Annotated in this window: 9 protein-coding genes; 5 read left to right on the top strand and 4 right to left on the bottom strand. The window is 42.5% G+C overall.

Features of this window, described 5'->3' with window-relative positions:
- Window positions 1–84 precede the first annotated feature (84 nt).
- The 4 genes from pxpB to AOG27_RS14800 all read left to right on the top strand — a co-directional run bounded on the left by pxpB (window position 85) and on the right by AOG27_RS14800 (window position 5,628).
- Window positions 85–753, top strand: a complete 669-nt coding sequence (pxpB, locus tag AOG27_RS14815) for a 5-oxoprolinase subunit PxpB (protein WP_054553782.1) — start codon at window positions 85–87, stop codon at window positions 751–753.
- Window positions 750–1,685: a biotin-dependent carboxyltransferase family protein gene (locus tag AOG27_RS14810; protein ID WP_054553781.1), complete on the top strand. Its 936-nt coding sequence runs from the start codon at window positions 750–752 to the stop codon at window positions 1,683–1,685. The genes pxpB and AOG27_RS14810 overlap by 4 nt, the downstream gene beginning before the upstream one ends.
- 368 nt (window positions 1,686–2,053) lie before the next feature.
- Complete coding sequence (asnB, locus tag AOG27_RS14805) at window positions 2,054–3,721, top strand: asparagine synthase B (RefSeq protein WP_054553780.1); 1,668 nt, start codon at window positions 2,054–2,056, stop codon at window positions 3,719–3,721.
- 332 nt (window positions 3,722–4,053) lie between these two features.
- The gene (locus tag AOG27_RS14800; protein ID WP_054553779.1) at window positions 4,054–5,628 is read left to right on the top strand and encodes a BCCT family transporter; all 1,575 of its coding nucleotides are present in this window, start codon (window positions 4,054–4,056) and stop codon (window positions 5,626–5,628) included.
- Between the two features lie 105 nt (window positions 5,629–5,733).
- On the opposite strand, the gene AOG27_RS14795 is transcribed toward AOG27_RS14800, so the two are convergent.
- The 4 genes from AOG27_RS14795 to AOG27_RS14780 all read right to left on the bottom strand — a co-directional run bounded on the left by AOG27_RS14795 (window position 5,734) and on the right by AOG27_RS14780 (window position 12,520).
- Window positions 5,734–6,441 (bottom strand): 3'-5' exonuclease, encoded by a 708-nt coding sequence (locus tag AOG27_RS14795; RefSeq protein ID WP_054553778.1) that lies wholly within the window; start codon window positions 6,439–6,441, stop codon window positions 5,734–5,736.
- On the bottom strand, window positions 6,441–8,339 hold the full coding sequence (locus AOG27_RS14790) for a DUF294 nucleotidyltransferase-like domain-containing protein (protein WP_054553777.1): 1,899 nt from the start codon (window positions 8,337–8,339) through the stop codon (window positions 6,441–6,443). The genes AOG27_RS14795 and AOG27_RS14790 overlap by 1 nt, the downstream gene beginning before the upstream one ends.
- Before the next feature lie 84 nt (window positions 8,340–8,423).
- Complete coding sequence (locus AOG27_RS14785; RefSeq protein WP_082389291.1) at window positions 8,424–11,501, bottom strand: efflux RND transporter permease subunit; 3,078 nt, start codon at window positions 11,499–11,501, stop codon at window positions 8,424–8,426.
- A gap of 2 nt (window positions 11,502–11,503) precedes the next feature.
- Window positions 11,504–12,520, bottom strand: coding sequence for an efflux RND transporter periplasmic adaptor subunit (locus AOG27_RS14780; RefSeq protein WP_082389290.1), 1,017 nt, complete (start codon window positions 12,518–12,520; stop codon window positions 11,504–11,506).
- Between the two features lie 343 nt (window positions 12,521–12,863).
- On the opposite strand from AOG27_RS14780, the gene AOG27_RS21980 reads away from it, so the two are divergent.
- Window positions 12,864–12,980 (top strand): helix-turn-helix domain-containing protein (locus AOG27_RS21980; RefSeq protein ID WP_161804357.1); only part of this gene is annotated, 117 nt, incomplete at its 3' end.

The raw sequence follows: 12,980 nt of genomic DNA, 5'->3' as shown, positions 1-12,980 counted from the left end.
TTAACACTAAAGACACATTTACATCATCAACAAACAGCCTATATGCTAATAAGCATTAAGGGATAATAATAAGATTGATACGCAATGACGACAACCAAAAGTACACCTAAAATTATGGCGCTCACTACGCATAGCATCTTTTTTGATGCCTATGAAACAGCAAGCGACATACTCACTACGCAAAAGAAAATATGGGCATTAGCACAATATTGCCAAAGCAGTGATGACTTTGTTGATGTAGTCCCTGCCAATAATAATTTAACACTTTACCTGAAAGAGCCCGCTCAACTTGCTGGTTGGCTGCCACGATTACTTGAACAATGGCACGAACTTAAAGCTACTGACTTTAACTCACGTCATCATAAACTTGCGACTCGTTATGGTGGTGAATATGGGCCTGATATAGCACATGTTGCTAAACATCATAATCTGTCTGTTGATGATGTTGCTCAAATGCACAGCAGTGCCAAATACCACGTGCTTTTTTTAGGCTTTAAACCCGGTTTTGCTTATTTAGATGGTTTAAATCCACAACTTTTCACACCTCGACATGCTGAACCAAGGCTCTCTGTTCCAAAAGGATCTGTTGCTATTGGCGGCAATCAAACCGGTATTTACCCTGAAAGCTCCCCTGGAGGCTGGCAAATTATTGGTCATACAGATTTTCGTCTATTTGATATCAATGCAGCCTCGCCTTGTGCTATCGAACCCGGTGATACTTTAGAGTTTGTTATTCAGGAGGTGTTAAAATGATCACTATCATCAAACCTGGTATGCAAATGTCTATACAAGATCAAGGCCGCACAGGATCTCGCCATTTAGGCATTGGACAATCAGGGTGCATTGACCCTTATGCTCAAGTTATTACAAACCGTTTAGTTGGCAACGACGACAACAACCCCGTTATTGAAATCACTTTGGGTCTTGCCGAAATTAAGTTCGATAACGATTACTACATTGCACTTCACGGCACAGACATGAAAGCCACAGTGAATGGCAATGCTGTTGAACCAGGCTGGAGCTTTTACATAAAAAAAGGCGATGTATTAAAGTTTAATGCGGCGCGTCATGGTTTTAGAAGTTACCTTGCGATTGGCGGCGAGTGGCATTTACCTGAGCCAATTTTAGATTCTTACTCAACAGATATATTAGCAGGTTTTGGTGGCTTGACCGGTCAAGCACTACAGGCTGGCGATAGTTTTGATATAACGCCAAGGTACAATACCAAAATTGGCTTAGGCGCTATGCTACCACCTAAAAGTACACAAATTCGTATTCATGCTGCACCACATGCAGCACTGTTACCAAAAGACACCATCGTTAACTTTATAAATCATTCTTGGCATGTATCGCCTAATAGTAACCGCATGGGCACACGGCTATTAAGTGATGAGTGTGATATCAGCCATGATGTTTCATTACCCTCTATGGCTGTCGCTCCTGGCTGTATTCAGCTTCCGCCAAATGGTGAACCCATAGTGCTATTAAACGATGCGCAAACAACGGGTGGTTACCCTTTGCTCGGTACCGTGATCGAAGCCGATCTTCGTCACTTTGCACAATTAAAACCCGGTGATTTCCTTCACTTTAAGTTTGTTACACTTAAAGAAGCCCATGCAGCACAAGAAAAACTCACTGCGCACTTAAATCAACTTGCGATAGCACTAAACTATATTAATAAATAGCGTTAATTTATTGGTGTTTAAAAAGCGAGCAAAGAAAGTCTTTGCTCGCATTGTTTTAAAGCTTGTCTATACATTTAAAAAGGTAAAAACCCTATACATTCCTTTGCACCAAAGCTGTGCAGAAAATTTAGTAACAAAAGCCTTTATTCCAGACTCGTTATCATCCAATTTGAACAAATCAAGCATTTAAACCGCTCACCCTTTAACCACTTACCCCATACTGGTGCAAATAGGTTAGCGCAGGTGCATATTTTATTCTCAATTAATTAAAAAACCTGTGTGACTTAGGTAATTATTTCTGTTAAAACAAACATTCGCAGTTATATAAATTCTGTTAACTGCGCACATATTTGGAATGAGGAGTCACTATGTGTTCAATTTTTGGGGTATTAGATATTAAATCTGATCCCGCTCAATTGCGTAGCCAAGCAATTGAGATGTCAAAACTATTAAGGCACCGCGGGCCAGACTGGTCTGGCGTGTATTCATCAGATAAAGCTATTTTAGTGCACGAACGTCTAGCGATTGTTGGCGTATCGAGTGGTGCACAGCCTTTGTACAACCCTGAGCGAACAAATATCCTTGCTGTTAACGGTGAAATTTATAACCACAAAGAGCTCGCTGCCAGCTTAGAAACTGATTTCACTTTTCAAACTCAGTCAGACTGTGAAGTTATTTTGGCTTTATATAAGCAAAAAGGCCCTGAGTTTTTAGACGATTTAAATGGTATTTTCGCGTTTTGTTTATACGACGAAGTGCAAGATGCCTACTTAATTGGTCGTGACCATATCGGTATTATTCCGCTTTATACAGGTCATGATGAACATGGTAACTTTTATGTTGCCTCAGAATTAAAAGCATTATCGCCAATTTGTAAACATATTGAAGAATTCCCTCCGGGTCATTTCTTGTGGAGCAAAGATGGTCAACTTCGTAAGTATTACAGCCGCGATTGGCAAAGCTATGACGCAGTAAAAGACAACGAAGCTAAAGCGAGCGATGTTAAAGAGGGCTTAGAAGCTGCTGTTAAACGTCAATTAATGTGTGATGTACCTTATGGCGTACTTTTATCTGGCGGTTTAGATTCATCGGTAATTTCAGCTATCACACAACGTTTTGCTGCAAAACGTATCGAAGATAATGACGAGTCTGATGCATGGTGGCCAAAACTGCATTCATTCTCTGTGGGTCTTGAAGGTTCACCCGATTTAGCAGCTGCGCAAAAAGTAGCTGATATGATTGGTACGGTTCACCACCCTATTCACTTTACTATTCAAGAAGGTATTGATGCCCTACGTGAAGTGATTTATCACATCGAGACCTACGACGTAACAACTATTCGTGCCTCAACGCCGATGTACTTAATGGCGCGCCAAATTAAAGCCATGGGTATTAAAATGGTGTTGTCGGGCGAAGGAGCTGATGAGCTATTTGGTGGTTACCTTTATTTCCACAAAGCACCAAATGCCCAAGAGTTCCATGAAGAGCTTAACCGTAAAGTCTCTAAACTACACATGTTCGATTGCTTGCGTGCGAATAAATCAATGGCTGCATGGGGCGTTGAAGCGCGTGTGCCATTTTTAGATAAAGAATTTGTAGACGTAGCAATGCGTATCAACCCTGAAGCGAAAATGTGTAAAGACGGTAAAATCGAAAAACACATTATTCGTGAAGCGTTCGACGGCTACCTGCCAGACGACGTGCTTTGGCGCCAAAAAGAACAGTTCTCTGATGGCGTAGGCTATAACTGGATTGATACGTTAAAAGAGTATGTGAACGAACAAGTTAGCGATCAAGACCTTGCTAATGCAAAATACAAATACCCGATCAATACGCCTGATTCTAAAGAAGCGTATTTCTATCGTAGTATTTTCGAAGAGCACTTCCCTGGCGATGCCGCCGCAAAATGTGTTCCGCATGGCAAATCTGTTGCTTGTTCTACTCCTGAAGCACTCGCTTGGGATGCATCATTCCAAAACAATGCTGACCCTTCAGGTCGTGCTGCTGGCGTTCATAACGACGCTTACAAAAAGTAGTAACTTTGTGCTGCAAGCCCTGTGTTTGCAGCACTTTCCTCTCAATTGAAATAATTTGCTTTGAAATAATACTGTCATCAAATTATTCCCTTCGCTGCCTAATTTGTTCACAATTCCAACAAAAAGCGTAAAAAACTGCATTTATTCGGCTGTTTAGGGACAAAACCATTTACATTTTTTTTCGAGCTCCTACACTAAAGACTAAACTTTGGTACAAATTTAATTAGTCTACAAACTATTTTTGGGTTTGATACGTAAAAATAGTAATAACCAAGCTTGTGCCAACCGGCCGTTTAGCTCTCTGCTAAATATAATCACAACAAGAGGTATTCATGAGCGAACATCATGACAAGTACAGTATCGACAATACCGACTACACTGTCGGACAGGACAATGTACAAAAATGGGGTTTTGATGTGCACAACCCTGTATTTGGCATTAGTGCTGGATTAATTGCCCTATTCTTAGTGGCAACACTTATTTCAGATGCTGAAACAGCAAAAACAACTCTGAATGGAATTAAAAACGACATTATTAATAATTTTGATGGCTTTTTTATGTGGTCAGCAAACTTATTCGTATTGTTTTGCTTAGCGTTAATTGTTTCACCATACGGTAATATCCGCCTTGGTGGTAAAGAAGCACGTCCAACTCATTCACGTATTTCTTGGCTTGCAATGTTATTTGCTGCAGGTATGGGTATCGGCTTAATGTTTTGGGGCGTCGCAGAACCTGTCGCCTACTTTACAGGTTGGTACGAAACACCACTTGGTGTTGAAGCAAACACGCCAGAAGCCGCTAAACTTGCAATGGGTGCAACTATGTTCCACTGGGGTTTACACCCTTGGGCAATTTACGCGGTTGTTTCGCTTTCACTCGCATTCTTTTGCTATAACAAAGGTTTGCCGTTATCTATTCGTTCAATTTTTTACCCAATTTTAGGTGACAAAGCGTGGGGCTGGCCTGGCCACCTTATTGATATTCTAGCTGTACTTGCCACTCTATTTGGCCTTGCAACATCTCTTGGTTTAGGCGCACAACAAGCCGCTGCTGGTATTAATCACGTATTTGGTACTGATAGCGGAATTGGCTTAGAAATAGGCGTTATTATTGGTGTGACGTTACTAGCTGTTATTTCTGTTGTTCGCGGTATCGACGGCGGTGTAAAACTGCTTAGTAACGTAAACATGCTTATCGCTTTTGTATTACTCGTATTTGTTGCACTTGTTGGGTTTTCTGCAGCATTTGGCAACCTTCCTAATACAGTAATGGGTTATGTTGAAAACATTATTCCACTGAGTAATCCTCATGGTCGTGAAGATGAAACATGGATGCATGGCTGGACTGTATTCTACTGGGCTTGGTGGATTTCATGGTCACCGTTCGTAGGTATGTTCATTGCACGCGTATCTGAAGGGCGTACAATTCGTGAGTTCTTAATTGCTGTATTACTAGTTCCTACTGTTGTGACTATCTTCTGGATGTCAATTTATGGTGGTATCGCTATTGAACAAGTGATTGATAAAGTGGGTGTACTAGGTGAAAAAGGCTTAACTGATGTACCACTAGCTATGTTCCAAATGTTTGAAGCCCTGCCAATGTCACAAGTGCTTTCATTCATTGCAATTGTGCTAGTACTCGTGTTCTTTATTACGTCATCTGACTCAGGTTCATTAGTAATCGACTCAATCACCGCTGGTGGTAAAGTTGACGCGCCAGTGCCACAACGTATTTTCTGGGCTACAATCGAGGGTGCGATTGCAGCTGCACTTGTTTGGATTGGTGGCACACAAGCAATCGAGGCCTTACAAGCCGGCGCCGTATCTACGGGCTTGCCGTTTACCTTTGTATTGTTATTAATGTGCGTGAGTTTACTCCTTGGTTTACGAACAGAACCAAGACACTAAATACGCTTTGAAATAATAAAAAACGCCGCATTTTTTGCGGCGTTTTTTTTATTGATAAGCTTTGCTCAAATTCAAATACCCGACATAAAGTCGGTGCTACGAGCGCTATATTAGTAATTCGCTGAGTGGCGTATCTGGGCGGTAGTGGTAAGCTATTTGCGCTTGTAGCAGCTCTGCGGTGGCTGTGGCATCATTAAGTGCATTGTGGTTTTGATACGCTGGTAACGAATAACGAATGCGAGAGTCAGCTAAGCGCACAGAATCCAGCTTAGAATTAAATAGTCGACCTAGTAACCCCTGCTTTGCTTTAAGTGCGCGCGTTTCCAGATCAAGCGTGTCTATAACGGCAAATTCAAGCCCTTCGCCTAAACGGGCTTGCAACGCTTGATATAAAAAGTGCCGTTCAATGGGAGCAAAATGCACCACAATCACTTTGCCTTTTAATGCTGCTAACAAAGGCGCCATAATCGTTGAAAAGTCAGGTGCATCGCTCACTTCTGAGTGAGTTATACCATGAATAACAATCGACTCTTCAGCAAGCTTGCGCCTTGGTTGAACAATCCAATGTTGGCTATCTTTACAAAAAATACGCTTGGTATTAAATGGAATTAAACCAACACTGACTATATCGTCATTTTGATAATTTAGACCGGTTGTTTCAAAATCAAGTGCTACTAAGGGAATATCACTAATTGGGGTGTTTAAATCACAAATAGCTGATTCATAAAACGCTTTGATTAGTGGCTGTTTGCTCTGTGCTAATAACTGTTGATACCGAGTCGGCCAATCAAGTTTTGCGCCTTGTTTTGCCATTACTTCATCCCTGAGTTAGCAGAGTATCTGAATTTTAGGAAATTCTGCGCTTTATCTAAAATGGCAAACGCCTCTTTAAGATTGCGCTGCTCAAAAGGAGAAAGTAAATGAGGCTCTAAGTCGTTATCTGGCGCTTCATCAAGCTTTTCTATTTGCCACGCTTGGTGTCTAATTCTGATCATGGCAATGTACTCTAGGGCGTCTCGTAAATCTTGTGCTTTGCCTTCAGGAAGTAGTTTAGCTTCGATAATATCTTCTAAACGCTCGAATGAATTTTGTTTACGACTGCCTATCGCTAATGCATGCACGCGTATTACATCAGATAAAGGCGCAGTACCGCGGCGTTTTAAGTTCATAGAACGCTTGTGTTGGCCATTATGCTCTAACACAAAGTCTTTAAAGAAACCTAAAGGCGGCGTTCTGTTACGCGCATTCGCAGCAAGGTTTGCCAAGAAACGTTTATTCTTACGTCCTTCTGTTGCGATAAAGCGTTTGAGCTCATCGGCCCATTTGTTTTTACCGTAAACACCGTCTAAATCAAAAAAGATCGAGCTATGTAATAAAGCCTGCGGTTTAGGTTCGGCCATCCAACCCGCAAATTGCTCTTTCCACTGCTCGCGTGTTAAGCGCCACTTTTTAAATGACGCCATAATTTCACCTTCACAGTACTTATAGCCACATTCAGCTAAACCATCACAAACAAAATCAGCCAAATTCTGGAAGTACTCGTCATGAAACTCCTCGTTAAAACTATTATCAAGGATAATGGCGTTATCTTGGTCGGTCACAATTAATTGCTCATCACGCGCCATTGAACCTAAAGCGATGAAGCAATAAGGAACCGGCGGTGGGCCAAACTTTTCTTCAGCTAAATCAAGTAAACGCTGTTTGAAGGTACGCCCTATTACAGCCATTGCGGTACCAATCATGTGAGAGTTAGCATCTTCGTTCACCATGCGTACAAAGACATTAGGTAATTGCCTTGCATAGTGAGCTAAATCTTCAACCGATTGCTGCGCTAAAATGCCGCGCACTAACAATAAGCTACTTTGTGACTCGTAGCGTAAAATATCCGATAACGAAATAACGCCAATCGGCTTTTTCTTAACAACCACTGGCAGGTGATGAATGTTATCTCTGAGCATGGCCAGTACAGCTTCAAACACATAGGCGTTACTATCAAGCAATACTAAGTCTTTTTGCATTATTTGCGCGGCTGGCGCTTCGTAACTTAACCCTTCAGCAATTACACTGGTACGTAAGTCACGGTCGGTAATTATGCCAACAACTTGGCCGTCGTCATCATCAGGATCATCACTGATTGGTTTATCGGCATCAGTAACAAGCACAGACGATACCGACTCTTGCGTCATTAATTGCGCAACCATTTGCACTGAGGCATCTTTTGCCACAGTGACAACATCACGATGAAGAAGCGACTTAACCTTGGCGGTTGTTAAATCGTTGCTGTCTGCCTGTTCAACAATTGCTTGGTGAAGGCGCACATTACCATCGGCTTCAAAAAAATCTGCAAATGTTTCGTATTCGTCGCAGTATTGATTAAACAACTCAACATTAATGCAATAAACTAAGGTGTCTTCGAGTGCCTTTGCCGGAAAGCGTACTTTGCGGTTCATCAGAAGGCCCATTTGCCCAAAAATGCCGCCGATAGTTAAACGGTTGTATAAATCACCATCACGACGATATATCTCTACAGCACCTGTTCGAATAACAAATAAATCAGCGATATCCTCGCCATAATTTAGTATTTCAGTGCCTGCGCGAAAATAAGCGATTTCGACTTGTGATGCGAGTTTATTTACCGCCTCTTCAGGAAGATCATCAAAGGGAGCGTGATCAGAAAGAAATTGGGCGATATCGACGTGTTCGGCTTGCATACGCGTACCTAGTTTTAAACATTTGATTTAATTGTGAGGGTAATTGGCTATTTTTTCAAAGAAAAAATAGCCAATTAAGTTGGATTAAGCCTTTTCTAACTCTTCAGCCAGAAGTTTCGACTCATCACCTCTTGGTTTAGTAAAGCGAGCTAAACCAAGGTAAATAACTGGCGTTAAATAGAGAGTAAATAACACCGCTAGTGCTAAACCGCCAAATACTACCCAACCAATCGCGTTACGAGCTTCAGCCCCTGCGCCGGTAGATAAAATAAGAGGTAATGCACCCAATAAAGTTGAAACCAGTGTCATCGCGATTGGGCGAAGGCGCACTAGTGCGGCCTCTTCTACCGCCACTCTAACCGAGCGGCCTTGGTCACGTAATTGGTCGGCAAACTCCACCAGCAAGATGGCATTTTTAGCAATTAGACCAATCAGCATCACTAAACCAATTTGCGAGTAAATGTTTAATGATGTACCTGTTAGATACAGCGCTAAAATTGCAGATGTAATACCAAACGGTACAGTGATCATAACAACGATTGCACTATTCACACTTTCAAATTGCGCTGCCAATACCAGAAGAACAATTAAAAAGGCCAGAACATAGGTCACTAATACTTCATTGGCGGTTTCCTCAAAGGTTAATGCCTCACCTTTAAACGCCAAGCTGATACCCGCAGGCAGAGATTGCTCTGATATATCACGGATTTTTGTAACCAGCTCAGCAATAGTTACGCCCTCTGGCATTTCCATGCTCAGTTCAATAGCACGGCGCTGCGCATGGCGCTCAAGCTCAGCGGCTACACCTTCTTCAGTAATCGTTGCCACACTACTTAATGGCACTAACTGACCATTACGGCCACCAACATACAAGTTAGCTAAGTCGCTTGGGTTAGTGATAGTTTGGTTTTGTGCTTGCAGCATAATCGGGATTGATTGGTCACCAATGTTTAAATCGGCGATATCATCACCATTGATTGCAGCGCGAAGTGTTACAGAGATATCACTGAGCGATACACCGAGCTCTTCAGCACGACGTCTATCAATATTAACGCGTAATTGTGGCTGTGACGGCTGATATGAAATACGTACAGGGGCCACTTCTGGCACTGCTTTTTCTATTTCAGCAGAGAAATCTTGCGCAGCTTTAAATATCTCGAGGTAGTCTTGGCCCAATAAGGCAAGCTCAATACCACCGCCTTGACCACGCAAGTTCAAGCTATTTGAACCACCAGGGTAACCAGCCGCACCAGGAATATTCCCTAAGGGCTCACGTATTTTATTGATAATTTCTTGCTGACTAAAATGACGTTCGTCCCAATGTTTTAGCGGCACAGTAATAAATACAATATTTGGATCCCATTGCCCAACCACAGTGTAAATAGACTCAATATCACCACTTTCAACATACGGCAGTAAGATATCTTCCATTTGCACCGCTTGCCTGTCCATAAAGTTCAAGCCAACACCATCAGGACCACGAGCAAAAATACGAATTTTACCGCGATCTTCTGTTGGTAATAGCTCGTTATCTAAATTGAAATACAGTGCACCAGAGCCTGCAGCGACCAACAAACACGCAAAAAAGGTAAGCCATGCATGTTCAAGTACACCATGTATTGTACGTTTATAAACAGCGGCTAACACATGGCCAACTTTTGCAAATGGATGAAAACCGCCCTGCTTTAATTTCAGTTTTGATGTCAGCGCAGGTACCAAAGACAGCGCAACAAAGCTTGAAATGATCACAGCGCCAGCTAATACCCCACCAAACTCTCTAAATAGTCGCCCTGCTGTTGATGGTAAAAAAGCGATAGGCACAAACACCGCAGCTAATACGGCGGTTGTTGCCACAACAGCAAAGAATACTTCACGGGTACCAACCACTGCAGCTGCACGGCGACCAAGACCTAAGCCCCGCTGACGTTGGATGTTTTCACTTACCACAATGGCATCATCTACAATTAGGCCAGTAGCTAACACGAGTGCAAGCAAGGTAAGAATATTAATCGAGAAACCAAGCGCCCAAATAAGTGCTAAAGAGCCAATTAATGCCACTGGTATCGCAAATGCAGGAACCAGCGTTGCGCGCCATGAGCCAATAAACACCCACAGTGTGATCACCACTAACAGCACGGTTAGTAACAAGGAGTTAATAACTTCATCAACTGAGCTTCTGATAAACTGCGCATCGTCAGAGGTTAGAGTAAATTCCATTTCAGGAAAACGTACTCTCATGCGCTCGATTAAAGTTAGCACTTCATCAGAAATTTCAATGGTATTAGATTGCGCCTGACGAATAATTTCCATGCCAATCACAGGTGTACCATTCAGCCTTACGAACGAACGCGGATCAGCTGGACCAAAATAAACAGCTGCTACATCGCCAATACGGGTATCGTCTCGTACAATGATATCGGCTACTTGTTCTGCTGATATTGACGTTGCATCAGCACGCACGATCACCTGTTGATCGCTTGATTTTAAACTACCTGCCGGCACATCAAAGGGAGCCTGACGGAGTACGTTGGCAATATCTGGTACCGTAAGGTTAAAGCTGCTTAGCTTAAGTGGGTCGATGCGCACTCTAAGAACCCGCTCGCGATCGCCATTTAAACGAACATCGGCAACACCAGGAATGGTTAAAAACTGCGGGGCTAAGTCAACATCAACACGCTCTGTCAACGCCTCAAGGGATAAGCTATCACTTGATACAGTTAACGATACAACCGCTTCGGCGTCGTTATCGGCTTTAATAATTGATACCCGTTCAACTTCTTCGGGTAATTCTCGCTGCACACGGGCTACCGATTCGCGTGTTTCGTTTGCAGCATCATCTAAATTGACACCAGGGCGAAACTCAACCACGATACGAGCATTGTTTTCTTCACTTTGCGCACGAATCGACTTTACACCACTCACCCTCGCAACCGCCCCTTCGAGTTTACTAGTTACTTCGGTATCTACAGTCTCCGGTGAACCACCAGGGAAAGATGCTGATACAGTAATACGTGGTCTATCAACATCAGGAAGCTCACGTACTTCAACCCCTGCTATTGCAGCAATACCGGCAATAATAATGAGTAAGTTAAGTACCACAATTAAAACAGGGCGACGTATCGCCATTGATGGTAAGTCTTCCATCATAGGTTGCTGTTTCATCATTACTCCTTGGCTAGCTGCACTTCATTGATGAAATTAAGCTCTTGATTAGGTCTTAGGCGCTGAACCCCCTCTGTCACCAATAAGTCGCCCTCTTCTAATCCACCAGAGACTAACAAACGCCCTGCTAAACGCTGCTCAATTTTAACATCAACGCGAGTTGCTTTTTTATCGACACTCTTCCATACGTATGGGCCTGCTGCCCCCCACATCATGGCTGCTTCAGGTACTACAGCATGCTCTTCACCTAGAATATTTATGTGCACACGAAAGCTCATACCCGGCATAAATTGCTGAGCATTATTGTCAAGTTTGGCTTTTGTTCTGAGTGTGCGGGTTTGCGCATTGATACGCGAATCAAGCTCTGCCACCTTAGCCGTGTAAGCTTTATCGCCTAACCAAGGCACTACTTCGACCGAAGATTTTTGTTTAAGCACTGAGATAGCGGCTTCTGGGGCATTAAAATTGATATAAAGCTCAGAAATATCATCGATAGTGGCAATGGCTGTTTGGGTTGTGATCCTATCGCCTACTTCGACGTCAGTTAAACCCATAACACCACTGAACGGAGCACGAACTTCGCGGTCTTCACGCTCTGTTTTCGCCTGCATTAACTGGACTTTTGCAAGCTCATAAAGCGTTTTCGCATCATCTAAATCACTTTGCGGCACCGCACCACGGGCGTGGCTTTCTTCAAGCCTTTTCATGGTGCGCTCAGCATCTTTTAAAGTAATTTCGGCTTCGATCAACGCTGCTTTTTGTCTACGTGAATCAAGCTCTAATAGTAAGTCACCTTTGGCAACGTTATCACCTGGTTTAAAGTAAACAGCGGTGACTCTGTCCCCAACGGCTGGGTAAAGAGTGACTGAGTGAATCGCTTCTGCATTACCCACTGCTTTTATCTGTTGTTTAGACTTTTCAACAGACACTGATTCTACAACTACATTAGCCGCCTCAGCGACGGAAACACAACTAATACAGGCAATTAAAGTCCATGTATGTAATTTGCCAATTGTCAAAATTTCACCTAAATAAGAATCGTTTTAATTGTTACGAAGTGTAACAGCTTTGTGATCAATAAAAAGCTGACTTCGTTTAATAAACAATTAGCCAAGGTGAAATAAACGCATACATCGCCTGTGTTTTCTAATTAGAAACGACAATGTGATGAATCGACCTCTTTTAAGTGTGCTTCGCTTGCAATGGTTACCTCTACACAATCAGATTGATTAGTTATACCATTCCGCTTAAATATCTGATCTAATATAGGCTATATAAAATCACCGGCTAATAACATTGAATTCAAACATATCTGAACAGCTTTTAGCGCTTTCTCGAAAAGAACCAAACGCACGAAAACGCATGCGATTGCTCGCAGTGTCTTTATTTTATGAGGGTAATAGCCGAACCGATATTGCAAAACGTCTAAACACTGCAAGAAGTAGTGTGAATAAATGGGTTTCTAGTTACCTAGAGTAT

The organism is Pseudoalteromonas lipolytica (assembly GCF_001306915.1).
Taxonomy (GTDB): Bacteria; Pseudomonadota; Gammaproteobacteria; order Enterobacterales; family Alteromonadaceae; genus Pseudoalteromonas; species Pseudoalteromonas simplex.
This window is presented reverse-complemented; position numbering and strand designations above follow the sequence as displayed.